The 25,046-nt window shown below is 65.5% G+C and carries 23 protein-coding genes; 4 read left to right on the top strand and 19 right to left on the bottom strand.

From position 1 onward, the window contains the following. Positions 1 to 117 precede the first annotated feature (117 nt). On the top strand, positions 118 to 405 hold the full coding sequence (locus LVJ94_47900; GenBank protein WXB04605.1) for a GFA family protein: 288 nt from the start codon (positions 118 to 120) through the stop codon (positions 403 to 405). A gap of 23 nt (positions 406 to 428) precedes the next feature. On the opposite strand, the gene LVJ94_47895 is transcribed toward LVJ94_47900, so the two are convergent. Together LVJ94_47895 and LVJ94_47890 are read right to left on the bottom strand one after the other, a co-directional pair. Beyond that, positions 429 to 1,517, bottom strand: coding sequence for a pectinacetylesterase family protein (locus LVJ94_47895; GenBank protein WXB04604.1), 1,089 nt, complete (start codon positions 1,515 to 1,517; stop codon positions 429 to 431). A 235-nt stretch (positions 1,518 to 1,752) separates the two neighbouring features. Beyond that, positions 1,753 to 3,084, bottom strand: a complete 1,332-nt coding sequence (locus LVJ94_47890) for a phospholipase D-like domain-containing protein (protein ID WXB04603.1) — start codon at positions 3,082 to 3,084, stop codon at positions 1,753 to 1,755. 279 nt (positions 3,085 to 3,363) lie between these two features. On the opposite strand from LVJ94_47890, the gene LVJ94_47885 reads away from it, so the two are divergent. Continuing rightward, positions 3,364 to 3,753, top strand: a complete 390-nt coding sequence (locus LVJ94_47885; GenBank protein ID WXB04602.1) for a hypothetical protein — start codon at positions 3,364 to 3,366, stop codon at positions 3,751 to 3,753. Between the two features lie 8 nt (positions 3,754 to 3,761). Here the strand turns inward: LVJ94_47885 and LVJ94_47880 are convergent, their stop codons facing one another. The 4 genes from LVJ94_47880 to LVJ94_47865 form a co-directional block, all read right to left on the bottom strand. Then, positions 3,762 to 4,541: a M48 family metalloprotease gene (locus LVJ94_47880; GenBank protein WXB04601.1), complete on the bottom strand. Its 780-nt coding sequence runs from the start codon at positions 4,539 to 4,541 to the stop codon at positions 3,762 to 3,764. A 37-nt stretch (positions 4,542 to 4,578) separates the two neighbouring features. Beyond that, complete coding sequence (locus LVJ94_47875) at positions 4,579 to 5,352, bottom strand: hypothetical protein (protein ID WXB04600.1); 774 nt, start codon at positions 5,350 to 5,352, stop codon at positions 4,579 to 4,581. Positions 5,353 to 5,378: 26 nt separating this feature from the next. Beyond that, complete coding sequence (locus tag LVJ94_47870) at positions 5,379 to 6,077, bottom strand: glutathione S-transferase N-terminal domain-containing protein (protein WXB04599.1); 699 nt, start codon at positions 6,075 to 6,077, stop codon at positions 5,379 to 5,381. Between the two features lie 67 nt (positions 6,078 to 6,144). Continuing rightward, a complete protein-coding gene (locus LVJ94_47865) occupies positions 6,145 to 8,727 on the bottom strand; it encodes a DUF3857 domain-containing protein (protein ID WXB04598.1) in 2,583 nt (860 codons plus the stop codon). 144 nt (positions 8,728 to 8,871) lie between these two features. On the opposite strand from LVJ94_47865, the gene LVJ94_47860 reads away from it, so the two are divergent. Both LVJ94_47860 and LVJ94_47855 read left to right on the top strand, forming a co-directional pair. Then, positions 8,872 to 10,812, top strand: a complete 1,941-nt coding sequence (locus LVJ94_47860; protein WXB04597.1) for a hypothetical protein — start codon at positions 8,872 to 8,874, stop codon at positions 10,810 to 10,812. 93 nt (positions 10,813 to 10,905) lie between these two features. Next, the gene (locus LVJ94_47855; GenBank protein ID WXB04596.1) at positions 10,906 to 12,024 is read left to right on the top strand and encodes a ferredoxin--NADP reductase; all 1,119 of its coding nucleotides are present in this window, start codon (positions 10,906 to 10,908) and stop codon (positions 12,022 to 12,024) included. Between the two features lie 9 nt (positions 12,025 to 12,033). Here the strand turns inward: LVJ94_47855 and LVJ94_47850 are convergent, their stop codons facing one another. Genes LVJ94_47850 through LVJ94_47790 form a run of 13 tightly spaced genes read right to left on the bottom strand, consistent with a single transcriptional unit; the run spans position 12,034 to position 25,044 of the window. Next, positions 12,034 to 12,882, bottom strand: coding sequence for an alpha/beta hydrolase (locus LVJ94_47850; GenBank protein WXB04595.1), 849 nt, complete (start codon positions 12,880 to 12,882; stop codon positions 12,034 to 12,036). After that, positions 12,879 to 13,844, bottom strand: coding sequence for a MaoC family dehydratase N-terminal domain-containing protein (locus tag LVJ94_47845; protein WXB04594.1), 966 nt, complete (start codon positions 13,842 to 13,844; stop codon positions 12,879 to 12,881). The genes LVJ94_47850 and LVJ94_47845 overlap by 4 nt, the downstream gene beginning before the upstream one ends. Continuing rightward, entirely contained in the window at positions 13,841 to 14,581 is a 741-nt protein-coding gene (locus LVJ94_47840; protein ID WXB04593.1) for an SDR family oxidoreductase, read from the bottom strand. The genes LVJ94_47845 and LVJ94_47840 overlap by 4 nt, the downstream gene beginning before the upstream one ends. Next, the gene (fabG, locus tag LVJ94_47835; GenBank protein WXB04592.1) at positions 14,578 to 15,324 is read right to left on the bottom strand and encodes a 3-oxoacyl-ACP reductase FabG; all 747 of its coding nucleotides are present in this window, start codon (positions 15,322 to 15,324) and stop codon (positions 14,578 to 14,580) included. Before fabG ends, LVJ94_47840 begins: the two co-directional genes overlap by 4 nt. A 17-nt stretch (positions 15,325 to 15,341) precedes the next feature. Then, positions 15,342 to 16,139, bottom strand: a complete 798-nt coding sequence (locus LVJ94_47830; protein WXB04591.1) for an SDR family oxidoreductase — start codon at positions 16,137 to 16,139, stop codon at positions 15,342 to 15,344. Next, positions 16,136 to 16,387, bottom strand: coding sequence for an acyl carrier protein (locus tag LVJ94_47825; protein ID WXB04590.1), 252 nt, complete (start codon positions 16,385 to 16,387; stop codon positions 16,136 to 16,138). Before LVJ94_47825 ends, LVJ94_47830 begins: the two co-directional genes overlap by 4 nt. Next, positions 16,371 to 16,979 (bottom strand): hypothetical protein, encoded by a 609-nt coding sequence (locus LVJ94_47820; protein ID WXB04589.1) that lies wholly within the window; start codon positions 16,977 to 16,979, stop codon positions 16,371 to 16,373. The genes LVJ94_47825 and LVJ94_47820 overlap by 17 nt, the downstream gene beginning before the upstream one ends. Next, positions 16,976 to 18,103 (bottom strand): hypothetical protein, encoded by a 1,128-nt coding sequence (locus tag LVJ94_47815; GenBank protein ID WXB10817.1) that lies wholly within the window; start codon positions 18,101 to 18,103, stop codon positions 16,976 to 16,978. Before LVJ94_47815 ends, LVJ94_47820 begins: the two co-directional genes overlap by 4 nt. A gap of 2 nt (positions 18,104 to 18,105) precedes the next feature. Continuing rightward, positions 18,106 to 19,374: a hypothetical protein gene (locus LVJ94_47810; protein WXB04588.1), complete on the bottom strand. Its 1,269-nt coding sequence runs from the start codon at positions 19,372 to 19,374 to the stop codon at positions 18,106 to 18,108. A gap of 11 nt (positions 19,375 to 19,385) precedes the next feature. Continuing rightward, positions 19,386 to 20,612: a beta-ketoacyl-[acyl-carrier-protein] synthase family protein gene (locus tag LVJ94_47805; protein ID WXB04587.1), complete on the bottom strand. Its 1,227-nt coding sequence runs from the start codon at positions 20,610 to 20,612 to the stop codon at positions 19,386 to 19,388. After that, entirely contained in the window at positions 20,609 to 21,238 is a 630-nt protein-coding gene (locus LVJ94_47800; protein ID WXB04586.1) for an SDR family oxidoreductase, read from the bottom strand. The genes LVJ94_47805 and LVJ94_47800 overlap by 4 nt, the downstream gene beginning before the upstream one ends. Continuing rightward, on the bottom strand, positions 21,235 to 22,548 hold the full coding sequence (locus LVJ94_47795; GenBank protein ID WXB04585.1) for a beta-ketoacyl-[acyl-carrier-protein] synthase family protein: 1,314 nt from the start codon (positions 22,546 to 22,548) through the stop codon (positions 21,235 to 21,237). Before LVJ94_47795 ends, LVJ94_47800 begins: the two co-directional genes overlap by 4 nt. Before the next feature lie 9 nt (positions 22,549 to 22,557). Further along, positions 22,558 to 25,044, bottom strand: a complete 2,487-nt coding sequence (locus LVJ94_47790) for a redoxin domain-containing protein (GenBank protein WXB04584.1) — start codon at positions 25,042 to 25,044, stop codon at positions 22,558 to 22,560. Positions 25,045 to 25,046 lie beyond the last annotated feature (2 nt).

The following is a 25,046-nucleotide window of genomic DNA, read 5'->3' as shown; positions in this document are numbered from 1 at the left end:
ATGCGCACCGGTCGATGTCAGTGCGGAAACGTACGTTACGAAAGTGAAGGAGCTCCCCTGGGGCTCTATATTTGCCATTGTCGCGAATGTCGCAAACAATCGGCCTCGGCGTTCGGAATGTCCCTTCAGGTTCCACGCGCGGGCTTCCGATTGACGCGCGGGACTCCAAAATGGTGGACCCGCAAAACCGACAGCGGTGGCAGGCTCCAATGCGCATTCTGCGCCGACTGCGGTTCTCGCCTATGGCATCAGCCGGAAGGCCCATCGGAGACCATGACCCTCAAGGGCGGCTCGCTGGACGAGCCCCCGGACGCGGCGGCCGCCATTCACATCTGGGTTTCGCGCAAGCTCCCAGGCATCGTCATTCCCGAGGGCGCCCTTCAGTTCCCCGAAGAACCGGACTGACGGCTCGACACGCGCGAGGTCTACTACTTCGGAAAATTGGCCCACTTGGGGTCGTCGTCGAGCATGGCGCCGACCCATGCATAAAACGCGGGGGAGGTATCGTTCGCGATGCCGACGTGCAACGTGCCCGGAATGTAATAGTAGCGCGCGGCGGGCCACGAGGAGGCGATCTTCCGGCCCAGCTCTTCGAGCAGCGCGTTGAAGACCGCGCCGGAAAGGTTCATGAAGCCGGCGATGACGCTGTCGAAGGTGTAGGAGATGAGCGCGAATCGATTCGGGCCTTTGGAATACTTCGTGGCTAGAAAATCGAAATAGCCGGGGACTTCCTTGCACGCGGGGCAATCGGGGGGAAGTTGCACGTTCCAATTCGCCCTCACCGTTTCCCAGATTCCGGGTGCCGGCTGGATCATCGGACCGGAATCATCGATTCCGTCGACGCGCACCTTGGGGAATCGTTGCTGCACGCGGTCGAAGTTGAAGACGGTTCCGAAACCGCCGGCGCTGACGCCCGCCAGGATCAACCGCTTCATGCCTGGCCAGGTGGAGGCCGCGTAGTCGAGGGCCTTGCCCACGTTGTCGTAACCGACGTGGTGCGCGGTCTTGGTCACGCCGTCGTAGTCGTACGAAATGACATTGCTTCCCGCGTGATCGTCGCCGGTGCAATAGGGCACGTAGACCATGCTCCGCCCAGAAAGCGGATTGTTTCCCAGCGGAATGGTTTGAATCAGCAGCGCCTGCGAGTCGGATTCGAAGCTACGTTTCGTGTAGCCCGAATCCATATAGGTCGCTTCCTTGAGCCCGTAACAGGTCTCGCCATCCCAGCACGCTCCACCGCCCGCCATGTAGAAGATGAGCTCGGGCGATTCCGGCTCCACGTAGACGCCAATGCCCGTGGGCTGGCCATTTCCGCACTTCGACCCCGGGATATCGACCCAGGTCCATGTCCGGGCAGGGACACCCGACGGGGGTGAAGGCGGCGGAGCATCGGCGCCAGGGTCCACCCGATCCACCCGGTCGGAGCCGGACGACGCGCTGCTGCATGCGGGAATCGACGGCGCGAGCAGCGCGAGCCCAAAGGCCGCGAGCCACGGGAAGGTGCCGTGAGATGCCATGATCCATGCTCCTTTGGCAAAAATGCGACACTTGCCCAGCCTGCAGCCTCTCGATGCGAGGGCATTGGCTGACCGCCGTAAACGACGTGACGGACGAATCTTGATACGTGAGCCCTGGCATCGTCGAGCCCTGTCGACACCGGGTTTGCCGGATTCGCATTCCCGGTCCGAACGATAGCCTTCAGCTCGGTCGATTGGAGCTCAGCGGTTTCAGCGGATGAAACCTGGCCGAACCTTAGCGGATGATCCCGCCGCGGGCGCGGCAGGTATCGCGAAGGCGGTAGAAGTTATTCAGATAGTCCGTGTGCACGGCGCGCCCCATGACGCGGACCAGCGTTTCATCCGCCTGGCGCAGGGCCGAATAGGCGTAGTTGTGGCTGCCGGTGAACACCCGCGGCACGATGTCGTCGTCGTACGCGCCATCGACGAGCATGTATTTGGAGTGCACGCGCACGTCGATGCCGGGGCCGACGTGGAAGTTGCACCGGGTCAATTGGGGCCCGCCGGCGGCGCGCAGTTCGTTCAACGAAGCGTCGCTCGCTTCGGAGAACACCACATCGACCCAGCAGCCTGCCTTGCTCAATTGCGTGAGTTTGCGGGCCACCACGGAGCGATTGAAGGCCCACATGGCCACGCGCACATCCGTCTGCCGTGTCACGCCGTTGTCGTTGTACCGGCACGAGGTGACGCTCTGCAATGCGTTGTAGACCGTGTCCGAGGCTGCGTCGTCCAAGGGCTGACCGGAGCGCTCGTGCCGCGGGAAGAAGTGCACTTTGTAGTCGGTCCCGGTGGGCGTCGCCCAATAATAATCATTGTTGCCACCCGAGGTGCGTCGGTAACGTCGCAAATCTTCGAAATAGGTACGAAAGGCACCGTACGTCCCCGCATCGCTCCACGTGAGCATATTGTTGTACGACTCGTTGGTGTCCCAAAGTCCCATGTTCGAGGAGCCTTGGAAGACCACGTTGGAGACGACCCCGCTGGAGAGTGCCACCTTGGAAAAGAGGGCAAACTTGTTGTGGTTGTACGCGTAGCTTTTGCTGCCATCGGACCATGTCACCACGCGCGTGCCGATGCAGCCTCGCTTGGGGCCATTCGGGAATTGGTCGTTGCACGTGACCACGTACGAGGGCTTCGAGTCGTCGCCCCCGAGCACGTTCGCCAGCCGGGTATGGGCGGCGTTTCCCGTATTGCCCAGATCCAGAATGACCTTGACCCGAACACCGCGCGCGTGCGCGGCCAACAGCCGCGCCCCGAGATCCGGATCGTCCGCCGTGTCGTCCGTATCGGGTGGGTCCCACCCGAAGAAGGACATTTGAATTTCTTCCCCTGCGGGGACGCGATCGATCAATCGGGCAAATTGAATGAAGATTGCATTTTGGGCGGCCTTGGTGCCAATGGGGTCGTTGAAGACGGCCTTGTTCATCACCGGATCGGGCTCCGCCTCCAATGCACTCGCCTCCGCGAACGCATTGTCGTTCGCGTCGAGGCTCGCCTCGGGCGCGCACCCCAACGACCCCACCATGAAACCAAGCATCCACCGGATTCGACACGTTCGTACGAACATGGGCCACCTCCGTGCCGCTCACCACGCGAGCTGCGCCCACTGTACGAAGTCCGAGTCCGCTTGGAAGGATCACGGGGGATCCAGAATGCGCGATGTACCGTACCAACGCCGCTCGGGTGTACCAATGGAAGGCGGTCTTCGTGGTACATCGCGCAGTGGCTTTGCGAGCAGAATCACCCTTTGTTCGGAGAAACCACACCTCGCGCGCATGGCATGGGACTTGAGTACACCGCGGAGGCTGGCCATCGACGCATTCCTCCTTCGACGAAGGACATCTCCATGAACCTGGATAAAACCAAGTTGCGCATCGGTTTGGGCATTTTGTTCGGCGCCACGGCGCTGGGGGTGCTGATCTCGTCGAACCGCAGCGCCACGGCCGCCGAACCGGCGCCGGACCCGAACGACTTCGCCGCGCGTGGCTGCACGCTCGCGTGGCAAGCACACGATGTCGGGCGGGATATCAACCTATGGCGGTGCGGTTCGCAGGTGCACGCGCAAATCGCCAGTGCTCGAAAGGGTGATACGGTCTGGCTATCGCAGACCCCCGAACAGAAATCCACCGTTCGAGACGGCTGGACGTTCGCGAACACACAAGACAGTTTCTCGCCCCCCGAGTTGGGCGTTCGTGCATGCGGGCGCGTCGTCGGGCGCAACGTCGTTTGCAATTGATGGAGGGCTCACGCGCGCTCGGCGAGTCGAGCTTCGAGCCGTGCGCGTCGATCGCGGATGGATGGATACCCGCGGCCCATTTCCCAGCGGGCGCGGGCTCCGCGGTCGAGCAAGGCTGAAAGGGCGGTTCGCCACTCGGGTTGCCGATGCTTGTCCAGCTCCCGCTGGGCGGCGGCCTCCACGTCGTCGGGGCCGTGGGCCATGTCCAGATCGCCGTAGTCTTCGGCGACCTTTCGCAACACGTCGAACAGCCGCAAGCATGCCCGCCCGTCGTAGCCCACCTCGAGGCATCGCTCGAAGGCCCACGCATCGGCGTCGATTTCCTGCTCGCGCGACGTGGCGAGGCGCACCGCGGCCACGGCGAGGAAGGAGGCCACTTGGGCCACGGGGAGGTGCTTCGCCCAGCGCAACGCCGGCACGAGCTGCTTCGTGTGGCCGAGCCGGTGGTGCGCGAGCTCGTGCGCGAAGAGAAAGGCCACGGCATCTTCGGGCATGGCTTCTTCGATGAGGCGCCGGCCAACGTAAATGTATCGCCCGGGAACGGCGAAGGCCGTTCGCTGCTCGGACCAGAACACCACGGGTCGCTTGCGGATGCTCGCAGGATCGGCGGCTTGCAGACGTGTGGCCACGCGTTCGCAAAGCTCGGGCGCCCAGCCGCTCTTCTCGACGACGACCTGTTCGTCCATCCAGGCCAAGAGCTCGTCGCCCAGCGCATCGCTCTCGTCCGACAGCTCACTGTCACGCCGGGCTGCGAGCCACGCTTGGAAGTCGAGTTTGACGTCGTCCATGCGTATTTTTAGCACGTTCTACGGAGCGCGCATCGCATCACCACAAGGCAACCTTGGGGGCCGCCCCCACGAGAACGGCCAGGCGGTCCGCCTCCGAGAAGGCCCCACCGAGGACGATGGCCGAGAGATCCAGCATCTCGCCGACGTGCCACGCGATCCCGGCGGCGGCGGTGATGTCGTGGGGATCGCGGCTCGTGTAATACACACCGCCGATCTCGCCCAGCAGGGACCATGCGCCACGCCGGTCGAGTGCGATGTCCACATCGAGGCCGCCCACGAAACTCGTCGGGCGTCCTGTGTGAACGCTCTCGCCCGGATCGAGGATGAACCCGACGTTCAGGACCACGTGGTAACGCTCGCGCGACACCCCGAAGAGCCCGAGGGCGCCGTAGCCGATCCCGTGCGCGTCCATGATGGGGATGCGCGGTCCCAGTTGAAGTCCGATGGCGTAGGCATTCGGCCCGCGGCCGTCTTCGCGGGAATCCCACACACCGAGCTTGACGCAGGTCCAGAGCGCTTCGCTCGCCACGGTCCGCGAGCTTTCCGCAAAGTGATCCACACTGAACGCGCCGTCGATGTCGAGTTCCACGTTGGGCAGGATCCCGAGGTCCAACTCGAAGTCGGGCAGCAGCATGCGATTGCCGCCCGGCCCATCGCCGAACGCCGGTCCGATCTGCACATCGAGCTCCGCCATCCCGGTGTCCTCGAGCTCGAGATCCGTCGGCTCGAAGCGCGGCCGGGTGGGACGCGCCTCCGCCCGCGGGGCCATGGCAAGGGTGATGCTCATCGCCGCGAGGACGCGACCTCTCATCTCCTTTCCAGTAGCATGGACCGCGGTCACGCGGGGATGGTCAACCCTCGCTGCACGGCAGGCCGTGCAAGGCCACGTTCCAGCCATGCGCCCACACGGGGGAACGTGTCGAATTCGACCAAGCTCCCCGCGCCGTAGAAGCCAATCAGGTTGCGCACCCAGCCGAGCGTGGCCACATCGGCGATGGTGTACTGCTCGCCCATGATCCACGGGCGGTCTCGGAGCTGCGTTTCAAGCACACCGAGCAGGCGTTTCGACTCGGTGGTGTAGCGCTCGAGCGGACGCTTGTCCTCGATCTGCCGGCCGGCGAATTTGTGAAAGAAGCCCACCTGCCCGAACATCGGCCCGATGGCCGCCATCTGAAAGAAGACCCATTGCAGGGTTTCGTAGCGGGCCGCCGGATCGGCGGGCAGGAGCTTGCCGGTCTTCTCGGCCAGGTACACCAGAATGGCCCCCGACTCGAAGAGGGCGAGCGGCTTACCCCCCGGCCCATTCGGATCGATAATGGCCGGGATCTTCCCATTGGGGTTCAAGGAAAGAAACTCGGGGGTCCAGCTTTCGTTCTTGCTGATCACGACCGAGTGCGCTTCGTAAGGCAGCCCAATCTCCTCCAGCATGATGGAGACTTTGACCCCATTGGGGGTCGTGCAGGAATAGAGTTGCAACCGATCTTCGTGCTGGGCAGGCCAGCGGGCAGTAATCGGGAAAGCGGACAAGCTCGACATTGGGGAGGCTCCCATGGTGAAAAAACGTCCCATCATGCCATGGGCACCGCGAAGAGTCCCGCCCTTCTCAGCCTCGCACGAAGGTCGCTCCCACCCGGCGCGAGCCGCGCAGGTAGAGGATCCAAAGAGCACTCCACGCCAACGTCGTAAAGACGGCGCCCGCGCTCGCCGTCGCCTGCGGCCGTTCGACCAGCCACGTTTGGACCGCGACTGCCTCGAGAATGGCATACGCGATCGCTATCAATAGGTATACCGTGCAATGAAATGGGAATACCCGCCTCTTGGTGAAGAACAAGCCCGCGAGCAGGACCGCATAGATCGTAAGTCCCAATGCCGCAATCTGCTCGACCACGATGACGACGGCGAGGCCCGGGCGGTAGGTGTGAAGCCCCACGGTGGTGAGCGAGCGCCATACCGCCAACGAAAATACGGTATGAAGGTCGAATACGGACCGTACGAAGAGGATGAAGGGCGCAACGGCAACCTGCAGGCCCAGGAGCACCAGCAAGCCACCGACGGGCATCGGCCGTAGGCCGCGTTTCGTGCGCTTGCTCCGACCTTGGGACGGGCGATAGACGCGGACGGCCCCCGCAATGGCAAGCGCGGTGGAGACGAGCACCACCGCGAAGACACCCCAATTGAAGCCATCCGCCGGCGGCGTGCGGTACGTGATGGACCGTGCGACGATCTGCTGCACGCGGTCGATCTTCTCCGCGTGCACCTTCGCGTCCTTCGGCTCCACCTCGGGGGCATACGTCGTGAGATCATATTGATAATACAGCGCACGGTTCGCGTACGTGGGCTCAAACACGAGCTCCATGGCGGGGCTGGTCACGGTTTCCGTCGCGGCCATGTCGGACGTCAAATCGAACGGAAGCTCGAGTTCCACGACGTGACGCACGCGAAGCGGGTACGGAACGGCCAAGGGCACCTTTCGATCCTCCGCCGGCCGCGCCAGCGAACGCTCGATGGAGCGCGCGAACACGCTGGCAATGTGGCGACCTTCGTTCGCCTGCCACACCCAGAAGTTCGGTATCGTGAAATGGGCGGTCACGGTGATGACATTGCGCGCGCGATCGTCGACCTGCTCGAGCGGCTCCCTCTCGCCAATCGCTGGATAGTCCGCTTTGTAGAGCTCCAAGTATCCCTTGGTGAGTTGCTCCGGCGTTTGCGTGCGAAACGTACCCCGCATCGCATCGGCCATGGCGCCCTCGTAGCGGCGCTCGGAATCGAGGCGCGCCGCATCGGACGAACCGGGCGAGGGCACCACGATGTGATCGCGGATCCACGGCGAGGGATCGCTGGGCGTTCCGTTCGTCACCGCCTCGAGATCGGTGCTTTTGGCATCCAAAATGAGCACGCGCTCGAAGGGCGTGTCACGCAGGCGCTCGAGCGCACCGCCTTGGAGGGTCGCCGTGGGATCGACCCAATAGATGACGCCGTCCGGCTTCTCGACGCGAACGATGACGTGATCGAACGCCGCCGGGCTCGGTGCCCACGCATCGAGGACGTGCCCGTGCGTGGTATGGACCAGCGCCGGACGCGCTCGAAATCCCGTTCCCGCCTCTTGCAAAAGCGCAACGAGCAGCGCCGTCTTGTCTTTGCAATCCCCATATCGCCGCTGGAAGACGACGTCGGGGTCGGCGGGTTTTCGACGCCCGAGGCCAACCTCGATCCCCAAATAGCGGACTTCGTCCTGCACGAAACGAATGGTTCGCGCCAAAAACTCGTCCGCAGACCCGCTTTCGCGCAGGGTCTTCGCCGCCCAATCGTGCAGCCGAGGACTCGAGCGGACGCGAAAGAGCTCGGTGCCCCATTCCGCGACTTGCTGCCATGTTTCGTATTCCGATATTTGCACCCAGGGATACAGGTCGTACCAAGAAGGCACCCCGGTTTCGGCCGGTTGGGCCTTCGTTCCCGGCAGGTTCCAGACGTACTCGTCATCGTTGCCGACCGCACGCGGCTCGGCGACGGGCACTTCGTTCCCAGGAGGGCCGTGCATGGCAATGGCCACGCGCCGCCCGTGGGGCATCACCAGGCGCACGTACAGGCGATCGATGGGCTCGGGCGCGCCGAGCATCATCGTGTCCGCATAGCGCCCGCCCAAGGTCGGATCGGCGCCTTCCAAGGTGTAGGCATATTCGACGACGTCGCCCACCCGCAGGTCGGTCAGAAAAACGATGGCCGAGTTTCGCCCGTCGTAAACATGATCGTCCAGGCCTCGCTCCCTTTGGATGATCTTGACGGCATCGCGGGTCAGGCGATTGAGCACCTCCGAACCGCGCCGCACCACGATCGAGTGCAGCAGAAGCCGTTGAAAGCTGGCGTCGAACTCGATGGAAACCTGCGAGTTGCTCTGCAACCCCGCCTCGTTGGTAATGACGCGTGCCCAATGCCAATACGACTCCAGGGCACGCTCGTGAATGCGAACCTGATGATCGTACAGCAGATAGCGACTGCCATTCGGCGAGGCGGGCGCAGGACCCAGGCCGCCGATTTCCACGGGAACGACGGTGCGCCACGAGGGGGCGGGCTGCAGCGCCCATGATGCCGCACCGCGCGCATCGCACGCGAGCAGAAGCACGACGCACGCGAAGACCAGCCCATGGAGGAGACGAACACCTGAACCGAAGGTTCGATTGGGGGCCACGATGTTCGGTCCATCGACCGGTGCTCCTCCAAGGTTGCGTCCCTTCCAGTAGCTTGGTCGCGGGTCGAGATGTGAAGGTCACACGGGCGTCGTCGGTCGTTCGGGCGACGGCGCAGGTTTTCGGGATCTGCTAGACGTCGGGCCGTGCCTCTCGTGGTGACCCCTCGCCGCGTCGCGGTGGCAACGTTGGTGAGCATTCTGGCGGCGGCCGGTACCGCGGCGGCGGCCGATCCGGCGGGCACCATCCGCAAAGGCGCAGCGCCGGCGGAGACGGCCGCCGCGTACGCGCGCACCGGCGCAGCGCTCTTCGCGAAAGGTGCCGTCGAACGGAGCCAAGAGGCTTTTCTCCGAGCCGCCCTGGTGGATCCCGACTTTCCCTTGCCTCCGCATTCGCCCGCCACGGTCATGCGCGCTGCCGATGCCGCCCGGGCGCAGGCGGATTGGCTCGGCCGATTCGTGATCACCGCCGGGATTTCGCGCCCCGTCGATGCCCAACGCCCCCTCGCGATCGCATGCACCGTGGTGGCCCCCGTCGCGGATGTCGCCAAGAGCATTCACCTCTCGGTGGAACACCCGGATTCGTCGATTCGATTCGAGCGAACGAGCCCCGCCGGCGGCAAGGTCTCCTTCGAGGTTCCCGCCGCCATCGTGCTCGCGCCGGCCGTCGTGGTGACCCTCTCGTTGCTCGACGGCGAGGGCCATCACCTGGCGGATCTCGAGCAACGCGTCGAGGTCCAAACGGCGCCGAAAGCGCCCCCCGGCGACACCGCCGCGGAGTCCGAGCCTGCACCATCTCCGCCCCCGGAGAATGCGGCCCCGCCCTCCGAGGAGGGCGCCTCCGAAGCACCGAAAAGCAACGTTTTCGACCTCCATGGGACGATTCGCAACCTTTCGGCGGCGATCCATCCCCTGCAAAGCCAGGAGCACACCCGCCCAGAAGGTTCGACCCTGGCGCAGCTTCGCGTGATGGGCAAAGTGCATGCGAGCGAATCGCTCACGTTCGAGTCCCATGTCGTCCAAGGATTCGGATTTTCCACGACACCGACCGCGGTCGCGAACCTCGGGCCCTTCGGCCCGCAACGCTACCGGGCATTGAACCTCACCGGCGTGTGGGCTTCATCCGACCAGGCGGCCGCCGCGGTGTTCGTGGATCGATTGAGCATGAAGCTGGCCCTCCCGTGGTTCGATGTGACGGTCGGACGCCAGCCCATCAACTTTTCGAAGGCCTATTTCTGGAGCCCGCTCGATCTGTTTCTTCCCTTCAGCCCGCGAACCATCGATCGGGAATACAAAGGTGGCATCGATGCCCTCCGCGTCGATGTTCCCCTCGGTGAGGCATCGGGCATCAATGTGGTGGCAGCACCCGGGTCCCAGCTGCGGTTCGACCCCGCCACGGCAACCCTCGTGACCCCGTCGTTCGCGGAGGTCGATCTGGATGCATCCGCGGCCATCGTCCGGGGTTTTACCAACGTGCGCGGGTTCGACTTCTCGCTTCAAGGAGGCAGCATCGTCGGCGGCTGGCACGTGGGAGGAGGCGTCGCCGGCGAGATCTTGGGCATCGGGGTGCGTGCGGAGGCCGCGTACTTCGTATCGCGGGACACTTCGACCCTCGCGCTGCCTGCCGCGGGTGGGGCTCCGCCGACGGCCATTCGCATTTTTACCGATCATCCGGATTTCGTACTGGGCTTCGAGCGACGATTCGAGAGTTCGCTCTACCTTAGTTTCGAATATTTCTACAATGGCGCGGTGCCAGGCAATGGCGACTACCTGACCCCGACGATCCAATCGACCCTCGGAGGCGTGACCAACCTCTCACGGCACCTCGTGGGAGGTGTCGTCACCTACGACATTCGGCCGACGCTCATCGGCAAATTGAGCAGCGTCGTCGGAATCGCCTCGGCCCCGTCGGTCCTCATCGGCCCCTCTATCGATTGGTCCATCACCGAGAATGTGGACCTCACCGGGGGCGCGCTGATTTCAATTGGGGCTCATCCAGATTATTCGCGCGGACCGGCGCCCGTTCTCCAAAGTGAATTTGGCTCTTACCCAAATGTCTACTTCCTTCAGTTCAAATGTTATTTCTGACACTGGACGAATTGACATACGAATTGGAGTGCCCATATCGGATATATGGGACTACGCTCTGCCTTGTCGACCCTCCTTCGTGATGTGGACCGCATGCGTGCCGAGACCATCGGCGCGCGCCCCTCGGCGACGCGCGTGGTTCGCGTCGCCAAAAACGATAGCGCGCCCACGCCCACGCCCATGACCCTCGGCGCACGCGTGGTGGTGGTCGCGGACGTCGTGCGCGAGACCGACGATGCCGTGAGTTTGGTCCTGCGCGATCCGAGTGGGGCGCCCTTCGTATTTTCGCCCGGGCAGTTCTTGACCTTGATCGTGGAGGTGGCGGGCGAGCGGCTCCGGCGTTCCTATTCGATTTCGTCGTCGGCGGACGTGACCGATACGGCGACGGTCACGGTAAAGCGGGTGGCAGGCGGGAAGGTCTCGGGACACCTCGTCGAGCGCGCACAGGCCGGGATGCACATCGAGGTGCTCGGGCCCGCGGGTGCCTTTACACCGTCGTCGCACGCGCTGGTGCTGTTCGCGGGCGGGAGCGGGATCACGCCGATGATGAGCATCGCCCGGACGACGCTCGCCCGCGATCCCGAGGCGCGGATCGCCCTCATTTATGGGAGCCGGAGCGCACGCGACATCATTTTCAAGGAGGCCCTCGACGCGCTGGTGCGCGAGCACGCGCCGCGGCTGGTGGTGCGCCATGTCCTGGGCGAGGCACTCGATCGAACGGTCGCTGCACGCGAACTCGATGCGCTCGGCGGCGAGCATGCCGGGCGCCCCGAGACCGAGTACTTCATGTGCGGCCCCGAGCCGATGATGCAGGAGGTGCGCCTGGCGCTCGGCGCCCGCGGTGTTCCCGACGCGGCGGTGCGCGAGGAGAAGTTCACCCCGGCGCGCCCCCTTCGCGTCGCGCCGGCCAACGACGCTCCGCGCGCGGAGAACACCGTGCAGCTCCGCGTGCGGCGCGAAGGGACCGATCCCGCGATCGAGGTTCGAATCCCCACCAACGTGCCGATCCTCCAGGCCGCACTCGCGGCAGGTGTCGAGCTCCCGTATTCGTGCACGGAAGGAGGGTGTGGCGCGTGCCGTGTCCATGTGGACGACCCCTCGACGATCGACATGGACGTGGCCAACTGCCTGTCGTCGAAGGAGATCCGGGAGGGGTACATCCTCACGTGCGTCTCGCGGGCACGCGGCAATGTGGAGTTGCAGGTGGAGTGACATGACCGGTCAGGCCACCCTGCCCAGGAAATCCTGGAGCACGGTGGCCATGCCTCGCGGGTTGTCGAGCATCACGGAGTGACCTGCGTCCGGCACCACCGCGTGACAGCCTTTTTTGAGGACGCGCGTCATTCGCTGCGCGGTGTGCTCGGAGAGGACCACGGATTCAGCACCGCGCACGATGAGCGTCGGCTGCTGGATCGTCTCGAGCAGCGCCCACCGAGCATCTTGCGACGCGGTCTCCTCGAAGGCGAACATCGCCCGACGGAACGCGGGATCGAGCTTCGACTCGAACCCTCCGTCGGGCCCCGTGCGTAGCCCATTCGCGGCAAGGATGGTCAGCGCCAGCGCGTCCGCGAGCGGGTAAATCGTCTCGAGCCATTCGCGGTATTCGGCGCGCGAGGTGTAGACCGCCGGCATCCGGTCGGTGAGCCCGCGCACCAGGCGCATGCCCGATGGACGGATCTCGGGGCCGACGTCGATGAGCACGAGCCCGGCAACCCGCGACGCATGCTCGCGGGCAAGCCGCGCCACGATGTCACCGCCGAACGAGTGGCCGACGAGGATGCAGCGCTCGATCGCGAGCGCGTCCAAGATGGCCCGCACGTCCTCGGCGATGGCCGCTCGGTCGTAGCACGCGGTGGGATCCCACTCCGAGTCGCCGTGGCCTCGGAAGTCGATGGCCACGATGCGCCTCTCCGGAAGGTTCACCACCATGCGGTCCCAGGCGAACGCGGACAGACCGAAGCCGTGGCACAGGACCAGCGGAGCACCGCTCGTCCCCGTGACGCGTGCGTGGAGGAGGAGGCCATCGTCGCCCCAGAGGTATTCGCGCCACCAATTCGATTCGGCGCTCATCGCACGCCCGCAGCCTTCACCATCGCGGACTCGAGGATGGCGCGCCCGAGGGTGGCCGCATCCCCGTGCCGATCCTGGAGGGACAGATCGGCATGCACGATCCGCCGCCCCTCAACGGTGGCCACCTCGCGAACCATCGCGTGCGACGTGAGCTCCTGCCCCGGAACGTCGAACCCTACGTACTTGGCCTCGAGACGGCGGAGCTCCGCCGACGGGCCGGCGCAAAGCATCATGTGCTGGGCGAAGAACGCCATCTTCAAGAGCCCCGGCGCGATGACGTCCGGGAAGCCAGCCCGCGCGGCGTAGCGGCTATCGTAGTGCAATGGATTGAAGTCGCCCGAAGCCCCCGCATACTGGACGAATTGCATCGTGCTCAGTGGCGCCTTCGTGAACGGCGGCAACCGGTCCCCGGTTCGCAAGCTCGCGAGATCCACCTCGGCACCGGCCGGCACCTCCCCCCGCGCACGCGTGACACCGTGCGGGACGAAGCGCGGCACGGCAGCGAGGGGCGGCGCCGGCTCGCGGGAGGCTTCGCCCAGGCTTCCCGCGCAGACCCCCTCGAAATCGACGATGAACCGCACCGTCACCGCCCCGACCCGCGCCCCACGCGCATCCGCGTAGCGCACCTCGAGCCCGAGCTCCACGAGCGGCCCGCGTTGCGCGACCCGCGTGAACGATGCGGTCGTCGTGATCGCCTCGCCGATCACCGGGGCTCGATCGAACGTGAACGAGTTCTCCGCGTTGATGAGGTGATCGTCCCCGCCCGCGGGAAGGGGCGGCCGCTCGTACGGAAGCGACGCCAGGAACGTCGATGGAACGCGCAGCTGCCCATCGACATCGAGAAGAATCGGATCGCCCACCGCCTCGGCAAACCGCGTGACCGCGCCCCGCTCCACGAGGCTCGTGATCGGCGCACACGGCCGCGCGAGCAGCTGCTGGAGCTCGGACACGAGCGTGGTCATCGCAAGGTCGCCCCGCCGTCGGCCCGCAAGATCTGACCGCACATCCAATCGAGCTGCCCGCTGGCGAGGCTGGCCACGACGGACGCGATCTCGTCGGCGCCGCCGAGCCGTCCACCCGGCGTGGCCGCGACCGCATCCGCCGCAAGCTTCTCCCAATCGGGAAAGGCGCGAAGTGCGTCGGTGTCGACGAGGCCTCCGGACACGGCATTGACGGTGATGCCGCGCGGCCGGAGGTCGACGGCAAGGTAGCGAATCAGGCTCTCCAGTGCGGCTTTCGAGGGTCCGACGACGCCGTAATTGGGCACGACCCGCGAGCCGCCCACGCTCGACAGCGCGACGATCTTGCTGCCCGGCCCCATGAGCGGAAGCGCGCCTTTGACGAGCCACAAGAGGGCGCAGACGTTGACCTTGAAGGCGAGCTCGATCTGGTTTGGGCGGATGTCGAGCAGCGGCTTGAACGTCCCGATCGCCGCGTTGTGAACGAGCACGTCGAGCCTCGACAGGTGACCCAGGGAACGCATCATCGCCGCCACTTCGTCGGGCTCCCCGACATTGGCGCAGGCCACCCAACCGCGACGGCCTTCCTTCTCGACCAGCGCCAGGGTCTGCTTGGCCGCATCCTCGTTGCGCAGGTAATTGATGACGACGTCGAACCCGTCGCGCGCCAGGCGCACCGCGATGCTCCTCCCGATGCCGCGCGAGGCGCCGGTCACGAGCGCGACTTTGTCGCCGCTCATTGAATGCCCCCGGTGACCCGCACGATCTCCCCCGTGACGTAGGACGCCGCATCGGACAGGAGAAACGCGACCACGTTGGCAATCTCCGACGTGGCCCCGAACCGCCGCAGCGGGATCCTCTGGCGGGGGTCGATGTCCTTCATGACCTCACGGGCCATCTCGGTCTCGATGTACCCCGGGGCCACGGCATTGACGCGGATCCTCTTCGGCGCGAGCTCGATTGCGAGCGCTTTGGTGAAGGCATCGACCCCGCCCTTCGACGCCGCGTAGTTGACGTGCCCTTTGCTTCCGACCGAGCTCGCGATCGAGGAAAGGTTGACGATCGACGCCGCGCCGGACGAACGCCCCATCATGATGGGGAGCATGGCGCGGGTGCACGCGTAGATGCCCTTCAAGTTGACGCGGAGAACCTCGTCCCAATCTTCCTCCTCGAGCTCGAGCAGGAGTTGGTCGCGGATGACCCCCGCGTTGTTGACCAGGTAATCGAGGCCGTCGAGCTCCTTCTCTATTTTCGTGGCGAGGTCGCTCATCTCCTTGACCGTCGCCACATCGCCTTGGTGCGCGATCCCGCGTCCGCCGAGCTTCTCGATCTCGGCCACGACCGCGTCGGCCTGGGCGCGCTGCGTGCTGTAGTTGACCACCACCGTTGCGCCGCGTCGCGCCAGCTCGAGGCAGCATGCACGGCCAATCCCGCGCGAGCCGCCGGTCACGAGCGCCACGCGATCCTTCATTGTCTTCTCCATCGTGTCTTCTCCTGTGGTCAGTGCGGCGCTTGAATGCGTTGCCAACCCTTTTGCAGCCAACCGCCGTCGGCGGCGATGCGGCCGATGGGCAACTTCGGGTCGGCGGATACGAGGCGCGCGATGAGGCGTGCGATCTCCTCGGGCTCGCCGAAACGCTGCATGGGGATCGCACCGCGGTAGGCGTCGAGCTCGTGGGCGAAGTGGTCGTGAAGCATGCGCGTGTCGATGAGGCCGGGCACCAGGTTGATGCACCGCAGGCCCTGCGCCGCGTAAAGGGCGCCGATGGCCTCGAAAAAGGCGTCGGCCGCCGCCTTGCTCGCGCCGTAGTGGCCATGCGACTTGTAACCGATGGCCCCGAGCGGAGCGGAGATCGTGCTCACGTTGACGACGGTGCCGCCGGGGAGGAGTAGCTCACGAAAGGCCTTGAACACGCGGATGACGCCGATCGCATTGACCGCCCAAACCGCGTCCCACTCCTTCTCCTCCATATCGATGAAGAAGCGGTACCCATCGCCGAAGGTGCCGGCGTTGGCGATGAGGGCATCGAGGCGCGGCATATTTCGTCCTTGCTGCGCGCCGACGAATTCCGCGTGCGCGGCGTGGATCGATTCGGCGCTGCCCGTGTCGAGCTTCAGGGCACGCGCCTGGCCACCGCGGCGGAGGATCGTCTCGACGACCGCCTCGGCGGCCGCCTGGCCGTGATGATAGGTCAGCCACACCTCGTGGCTCTCGCCGAGCCGGATCGCGCAGGCGCGGCCGATGCCCGAGCTGCCCCCGGTCACCAGGGCCACGGGACGCGGGGCGGCCGATGTCATGGTCCCTTTCGCTCCAGCAGGTCCGAGGCGGCGCGGGCCAGGCGCGCGCACGTGTCGTAGTCGGGGAGCGCCTCGTTGGAGAACTTGATGGCGTACTTGCGCTCGATCGCCGAGACGACATTGAGGAACGCGAGGGAGTCGACCCCCGCTTCGGCGAAGAAATGCTGATCGTCGCTCGCGAGCTCGACACCGAGGTACAGCTTGATCGACTCGCGAATGGTCTGGGATAGGTCAGCCAACTGAGTCATGTCGTCCCTCCGCATCCATGTCCTGGTTCAACGCGTATTCCGGGTGCGAAAGCAGCACGGCGAGGGCATAGTCCGCCGCGACCTCCTGGCCCGTGGTGCTGGGCATCGCGAGCTCCGACTCCACGACCAGCACCGGGTCGCGCGCCTTGACGAGCCATCGTTGGGCAATCCGCCACGCGGCGGCCAGCCCATCGCGCGAGGCCAGGCTCAACGCCGGGCCCCGAAGCTTGTACAGGGTGAGCACGCAGCTGGCCGCGACGTGGGGCACGAGCGAGAGCGCGACGGTGCTCGGCGACAGGTCGCCAAAGGAGACGACCCGACCGGTGTCCGCGTCGAGCAGATTGGCGGGCCGCCCGTCCCAGCGCGTGGCGAGCACGAAGCCGCAACGCCGAAGCGCGTCGGGCTGATGGCGGATCGGTCCAAGCGCGCGATGCACGGCCTCGACGAGGATGCGCACCTTGCGTTCCCGCCGGAGCATCGGGCTCAGGGCGGGTGCCTCGCCGCCTTCCACCGCCCGCGCGGCGAGATCCGCGAAGGGCGATCCCTCGGGCAGGGTCCCGGCCATGCCGACGCAGAGCACCCGGGGCGTCATGACGGAACCCGCTTGAAGAGCGTCGAGCAGATATGCCCGCTCATCGCGATGGTGTTGTTCAATGCGCTCTCCAGGCGATGCGAGGTCGTCGCGCCCGATTTGGCCAGCGCCGGCGGCATCCAGCGCCGCTCGAGCGACAAGATGGTGGCGATCGCTTCGACGACGCCGGCGCCGCCGATGCTATGCCCGATCAATGGCTTCACCGAGTACACCGTGGGACCTGGTTCGCCGAACGTACGCGCGATGGCGTGGACCTCGGCGTCGTCGACGAGCGCGCTCCCGGTCGCACCCGCGTTGACGCAGTCGACGTCCGACGGGCGCAGGGCCGCCGACGCGATCGCGCGTTCCATGGCCTCGCGGACGGCGGTCCCCTCGGGATCGAGCTTGCCCAATCCGGTGATGTCGTTGGCCACGCCGTAACCGGCCATCTCCGCCAGCGGCCGTGCCCCTCGCGCCTCGGCGCGATCCGCATTCTCGAGCAGAAGCAACCCCGCGCCATCACCGAGGACGGTACCGTCGTGGTCCGAGGCAAACGGCCGGCAGCCGGTTTGCGAGAGCATGCGGAGCGACTCGAACTCGACGAGGAGTTCGTCGTGGAGCAGATCCATCCCGCCGACGAGGGCCCAGTCGCAAAAGCCCGCGGCAATCCAATCGAAGCCCAGGCCGATGGCCATGTTGGAGGCCGTGCATCCCGTGAGCACGCTGCCGCCTTCCTCGGCCCCCAGGCGGTCCTGAAGCCACGCGCACCAGCGATCGACCCGCCACTCTCGGCTCGCCGTCTTGTCTTCGTGGGCATCCCCGTCGAAGTGATTGGAAAAAAAGACGGCCCCGCGGCCGCGTCGTCGGAGCTCGGACTCGCTGATGCCTGCGCTGTTCAAGGTCTCGGTGAGGATGCGCGCCATGGCCCAGCGGCACGTCGAACCGGCCCCGCGACGCTCGATGTCCTCGATGACCGCATCGGGCATCGGTGCGCTGAGCGTCGGTGCCCCCGAAAGCGAGAACCGCGGAGACTGGCGGATCGCACACTGGTCGCCCACGATGCCCTGCCAAAAGCGATCGACGCCGGCCCCGTAGGGCGTCACGACCCCCATGCCGGTCACCGCTATTTTTCGCCCGCTGACCATGCTCACGCGCGCCCCAACACCAAGACGGCGTTCTGCCCACCGAGGCCGCGCGCGATGTGGAGCCCCGCGTGGAATCGCCCCTTCAACGGCTGCTCGGTCACGAAGCCCAGGCTCGGATCCACGGCCGGATCGTCGAGGTTGTGGATCGGTGGAACCTGCCCATGCTGCATCATGAGCAACCCGAAGATCGACTCGACGACGCCGGTCGCCGCCCCGAGATGGCCCGAGAGAGGCTTGGTCGCCGTGAGTGGCGTCGTTCGAAGCGCCCCGCCCGCGACGCGTGCGATCCCCTTGGCCTCGGAGGCGTCGCCATGCACGCTGGCGCTGCCATCGGCCACGATGAAGTCCACGCGATCCGCGGCCAGGTTCGCATCGGCCAGCGCATCGCCGATCGCCGTCGTGAGTCCCGTGCCGTCCGAAACGCCTTCGAAGACATCGACCACGTACGTCGCCTGCCCGAATCCGAGCACCCGGCCATGAACGCGCGCCCCGCGGCGACGTGCGCCTTCCGCGCTCTCGAGGATCACCGCCCCGGCGCCTTCGCCGGGCATGAAGCCCGATCGCGCGCGGTCGAAGGGGCGCATCGCCGAGCCGACGCGCTCCGTGTCCTTGCACAAGAGGCCGAGGCTGTTGTACGCGACCACGGCGAGCGGATCGGAGAGCGAGTCCACGCCCACCACCATGATGGCATCGGCATAGCCATGCCGCACGATCCACGCCGCTTCGCCGAGCGCCTGGCTCGACGCCACGGCCGACTTCACGTAGTTGCTATTCGGGCCCATGAGCTGATGGGCTACCGAGATGTAGCAGAGCGCGTTGTTCGAGAGCGACGTGAGCGCGACGTAGGGATCGACGTTGTCGAGCCCCGTGCGCGCGAAGGCCCCGATGTCGAGGTGCCCTCGCTCGTCGATGGCATGCGTGAGCCCTGGAAGGAACGCCTCCGGACGCATCTCCGACTCACCGCTCCCCGTGTAGATCCCGAACCGCGTGGGCTCGTAGGCCGTGGAGCCTTCGAGCCCCGCATCCGCCCATGCCCGGCGCGCCGCCGCCAGCGAGAAGACGGTCGCGCGATTGGTCATGCGCAGGATCTTTCGCTGCTTCACGTGCTCGACGGGATCGAAGTCCTCGACCGCGCTCCCGCCTTGCCCCAAAGGCTCCAAGGTCCGGACGGCGGACTTCGAATCGACGAGCCGCCCCCAGACCGACTCGGCATCGTGCCCGAGCGGGGTGGCCAGTCCTATTCCGGTTATCACCACATCGTGCTTGTTCACGTGCCCTGCTTTCATCCGGTGTACGCCTCGAGAACGAGTGCGCAGTTGTGTCCCCCGAATCCAAACGCGTTGCTGAGCGCGACCCGTGTTTCTCGCCGCCGACTCGTGTTCGGGACGTAGTCGAGATCGCACTGGGGATCGGGGTTGTGAAGGTTGATCGTGGGCGGGATGATTCCCTCCCGGATCGTGTAAATCGTGGCAATCGCCTCGAGCGCGCCCGCGGCGGTGATCGAGTGGCCGGTCATCGACTTGTTCGACGAGATGGGAACGTCACGGGCGCGCGCGCCCAGCAAACGGCGGATCGCCTGCGTCTCCACCACGTCGTTTTGCTGGGTGGCCGTCCCGTGGGCATTGATGTAATCGACGTCCGCGCCGGAGCGCCGCGCATCGCGCAAGGCCACGTCCATGGCGCGGTGCTGCGGGATGCCCTCGTCGGGCATGTCGGTGATCCGAAAGGCCGAGCCGGTGACCCCGTAGCCGGTCACCTCGGCGAGGGGAATCGCTCCGCGCGCCTGCGCCTGCTCGAGCGGCTCGAGGATGACGGCCCCGGCCCCCTCTGCCATGACGAAGCCCGATCGCTTCGCGTCGAAGGGCCGGCTGGCGGCGGCACTCGCCTCGGAGGAGAGCGCCGCAAGTTTGTAATACAGCGACAGGCCCACCAAGTTCGTCCAGCTGCATGCGCCGAGGCTCACGGCCACGTCGAGCACCCCCGCGCGGATGCGATGGAACGCTTCGCCGATCGCCATGCCGCCCGACGCGCACGCACCGTCGATGACCTGCGCCCCGCGCATCCGGCTGGCGATGCCGATGCGGCGCGCCACCAACGTGGCCATTCCGCCGAGCCGCATGCGGCGCTGGGTGAGGAGGCTCGGGGCGCGCGGCTTGGTCTCGTCGCCTCGATGGAGGGGCACGAGCTCGTCGTCGAGATCGGGCCACTCCATCGTGCCGCCGCAATACACCCCGCAGCGCGCGTCGGGCCGAAGGCTATGGAGGCCGGCTTGCGCCGCCGCTTCTTCCGCCGCCGTGAAGGCCATGGCCAACGTCCGCGGCAGCGACGCCGGCACCGTGAAGTCCTTCACCTCGCCGGCCACCTTGACGGGAAAATCGCGGGCGTCGAAGGAGCGAATGAAATCGATCCCGGAGCGGCCGTGGACGAGACCTTCCCAATGCGCGTCGGCGGAGAGCCCGAGCGGGCTCACGGCGCCACATCCGGTGACGACGACCCGACGATGGGTCACAGGGTGCCCCCGTCGAAGTGGATGACCTGCCCGTTGATCTTGCCCGAAGCGCTCGTGGTGAGCTCGGCCACGGCCCGCGCCACGTCCGCGACGCCGAAGGGCTCGCGAAACGGAAAGAGGAACTCGTAGAACGGGTGGACGATTTTCGACGTTGCGGCCTCCCAATCCGAGACCATTCCGAGCACGAGCGCGTTCGCCGTGATCCCCCGGCGAGCGCCCTCGCGCGCCACCGACTTGATCAGGATTTGGGTCGCCCCACTCGCCATCGACGCGAGCACGTCCTCGTCGCCGAGGCGCGCATTGAGGTTCGTGAGCGCAAGGATTCTGCCGAAGCGGCGCCGCTCCATCCCCACCAACACGCCCTGAATCGTCCGCAGCGCGCTGTGCACGGTTCGGTCGAAATAGGCGCGGTATTCGGCGCGCGGGATCGTTCCGAAGCGAGCGTCGCTCGGTTCGGCCACGGCCCACACGAGAATGTCGATCCCATGGTCCGACGCCCGAATCTCGTCCAGCGCCGCGGCCGGATCGAGGATGGCGCGAAGCGTGACATCGACCGCCGCGTACGCGGGTTCGAGATGTGCGTGCAGCTCTGGGGAGCCTCCGACACAAAGGGCCCTCCGAGTCATTGGAAACCGCCTCCCGCGGATGCCGGCTCGGAAGCCGGCCATTTTTTGAGGATCAGGGCGGCATTCTGACCGCCGAAGCCAAACGAATTTTTGAGCAGATGGGTGACGGAAGCTCGAGCCGATCCGGGCCCCACGATGGACAGATTGCACTCCGGATCGGGCCTTCGGTACGACGGCGCCCCCGGCAAAAACCCGGTTTGAAGAACCCGCACGGCGGCCACCAACTCGACCGCACCCGCCGCCGAAAGTGAATGCCCGAGCAAGGCCTTCGGCGCCATCGTCGGGACCTGGGTGGCCGACGCGCCCAGGACCAACTTGATCGCGTTGGCCTCGGCGAGATCGTTCTGCGGCGTCGACGTTCCGTGCGAGCTGATAGCGTCGATGCGATCCGGATCGAGCTGCGCCTCCTCGAGCGATTGCCGAATCGCCACCGACGCCGAAACGCCGGCGACGGGGCTGTCGGTGATGCGGTAAGCGTTCCCCGTCGAGCCGAACCCGAGGATCTCCGCCAGGATCGGCGCCCCGCGCTGGGCGGCGCTTTCCAGGCTCTCGACCGCGAGAACGGCCGCGCCCTCTCCGAGCACCAAGCCATTTCGGCGCTCGTCGAAGGGGCGGCACGCCTCCTCGGGGTCCGGGTGCGGCGAGAGCACCCCAAGTTTGCCGAGCGCGGTCACACCGGCCCAGCTCACCATGGCGTCGGAGCCGCCGGCGAGGATCACGTCGGCATGCCCATGTTTGATCAGCCGAAACGCCGACCCGACGGCCTGGGTCCCCGACGCACACGCATTGTGAAGGCTGTCATTGATTCCGCGCAAACCGAAATACGACGCAGGAAAACATGTCAGCAGATCGGTCAGATGCCGAAACATATTGCTCTTTGGATACGCGCATTTCTTCGCGTATCCCGCCCAATCGATCGCATCGTCTTTCCAATGTTCGTGATAACGAACGATCTCCTCCGATTCCATTTCCACCGGATGATTGGCCGTCGTCCCCGCGATCAGACCAATGCGGCGTGATTCGACGAAGCGGAGGAGATCCGCGTGCTCGAGCGCCTCGCGCACTGCCGAGAACAGCATCTGCATCGGGCGCGTGAGCGCGTGGCCGGCGCGGGCATCGAGATTCGGCCCGAGCAAGGCGGACGAGGGGATCGTCACCGGCGCGAAGACCGACGCGGGGAAGTCACGGTACTCGGCGCACTTCCGGACGCCCGATCGCCCAAGTTGCATGTTTTCCCAGAGCTCGGTCGCCGATGCTCCAAGCGGCGACACGCATCCGAGTCCGGTGACGACGACCCTGCGAGCCTTCATGGGCGATCCTCAACCGACCGCGGGTGCGGTCTGGTCCATGAGCGTGACGGGATCGGCCGCCGCATTCATCCCATTCACCATGGGGCGCCCCCCGCGACCGAGCTGGCCGAAGGTCTTCAGCAAGTCGTCGAACGGTGCCGCACCCGAGGATTGCGTGGCGCGGTAGACGTACCCCACCCGTCCCTCGCGATCCGCGATGACCGTGCCGCCCAGCCGGAGATCGTTGCCGCCGAAGACGAACTTGCCATATTCCCCTTTCGCCATCATCGCCGCAAAGAGCGGCGCGTCGGTGCGGAAGGAGCCGAGGTTGTCCTTCAGCGTATTGGGCTGAAGAAGGATGTTGCACGCCTCGTAGGCCTTTTCCGAGGGATCGGCCAACACCGGGAAATCGAGCTTGAGCGCCTTCTTGAATTCGGCGGCCTTGGCGACGTCGCCCATGGAGATGGCCACGACCCGCCCGCCGGCTTGCTCGATCTGAGCCCGCGCGCGATTGAGCCGAACCAATTCGACGCGGCAATGCGGGCAGCCGAAGTGCCGAATGAACACGAATGCCGTCGGCTTCTCGCTCCAATAGTCGGAGAGCCGCACATTCTTGCCGTCATCGGCCTGGAGCATGACGTCCGGCATGCGATCGCCATAGTGAAGCGCGCTGGCGCTCGGCGCCGTGCGGGGCATCATGGGCTGCGGTTCCATCGACTTCATCGCCTTGCCACCGCGGAGCTTGTGCACGGCCTTGCGCACCTCGGTCTCCGCCCAGTCGTAGCCGTACATCGAGAGGAAGAGCATCAGCATCGTCGGCCCGCCCAGGCGCATGGGCAGCGGCGCCTCTTCTTTGCCGGTGATCCGCATGAACTCCGGCTCGATCACCTCGTCGGGGGAGGCGTCGATCATCTCCTTCGCCTTGCCGAAGATGGTCTTGAACAGGTTGGGCATTCCCGCGTTCACGCGAACGATGGACTTGATCCCCGCGAGCTCCACCCCATTCTCGAGACGCCAGCGCGCGCGCGCACCGAGGCCTTCCTGGAAGCGCCGTTGAAGCTTCTGCACCCGCTCCGGCCCGAGAAGCCCCCATGGCGGCGTCCGCGAATAGAAGAGGGTCTTCTTCAAGCGCTCGCGCGATCGCCGGTGGTAATCATTCTCGTTGTCGGTGTTGCAATCGGTCTCCACCAGCCACCGCACGAGCTTCCATCGCTGCACGATGATGCAGGAAAAGACGGTGAGGTCGAGCAAGTGGGAAAGAATGAAAAACCGCGGATCCTTGATGGCCTCCGTGTATTTCTCCTTCACCATGCTCCGCATCATGAACCAGTCCTGACGCGTCGCCTCGTTGACCCGGTCGATGTACGTACGATCGAGCGAACTCTCGCGGAGATCCTGCTGGACGATGTTCTGGATATGCCACGAGGTCACCAAGCTGAGGGAGACGCCCTGGCTGTAATAGGCGTCGATGATCGATCCCGCGTCACCGACCATGCCGTAGCGGCGATGGCTGACGAACGTATCGGTCATGTATTGGACGTTCTTGTAATAGCGAAATTCGAGAACGTTCTCCTCTTTGAGCGCGCGGGTGAGCAGCGGATACCGGTTGATCAGATTCCAGAACTGATCCTTTGCCGTCTTTCCCGGCGGTGGTTTGCGCTGGTCGAACGTGGCGCCGATGCTGATCCGCTTGTCGGTGAGGCGGATGACCCAGATCCAGTAACCGTCGCCCCAGAGATGCGCGGTATTCCGATCGCGAACGGCCTTCTTTCCATCTTGAAACTCGAAGACCCACGGTTCGCCGAACAGTTCGTCCTCGATGCCATCGAGCTGCGCCCAGACGGCCGTCGTCTGGAAGCCGTCGTCCATGACCCGCTCTTCCATGGCGTGGTTCAACGTCTTGGCCAACAGACGGACGCGGCCCGAGCAGTCGAGGAGCCAACGAGCCTTCACCGTCCCCAGATTCTTGGTGGTGCCGCACTCCCAATCGAGTACGTGCTGGGAGCCGTCGTCGTCCGCAATCGTGAAATTCTTGACCTTGACGCTGTCGAGGAATCGAATGTTGGGATTCGCGCGAACCTGCTCGCGCATGAGATCTTCGGCCTCGGGCCGTACGATCTGGGCGTCGTAGAACATCGCCCGAAACAGTTTCTTGTCGATGACCGCATCTTGCCAGCGCTGCGGGATCTTCGACTGAAACGCCCACTCGGTGACGTCGTCGAAGCTCTCTTTGCCTTCCATTCCATAGTTGAACCAGACGCCATCCTTGGGAAACGAACCGTGGATGAAGTCGTCGAGCCCGCCGATGGCGCGGAGGAACGGATTGCTGAAAATGAGAAGCGATTCGCCGACCTTGAAGCTGCGCTTTTGATTGACGATGTCATCGATCAGCGTGACCTTGATCCCGCGTTTGGCGTACGCGAGCGCATTGGTGAGGCCGAGAATGCCCGCTCCAATAATGGCAACTTCCGTCTCGTGCACGGGCAATTGCCCATTCTGTTCCATCATGTCGTCCATCT

It is taken from the genome of Sorangiineae bacterium MSr11367 (assembly GCA_037157805.1).
Taxonomy (GTDB): Bacteria; Myxococcota_A; Polyangia; order Polyangiales; family Polyangiaceae; genus Pendulispora; species Pendulispora rubella.
The sequence above is the reverse complement of the archived record's forward strand: the minus strand, read 5'-3'. Positions and strand labels throughout refer to the sequence as shown.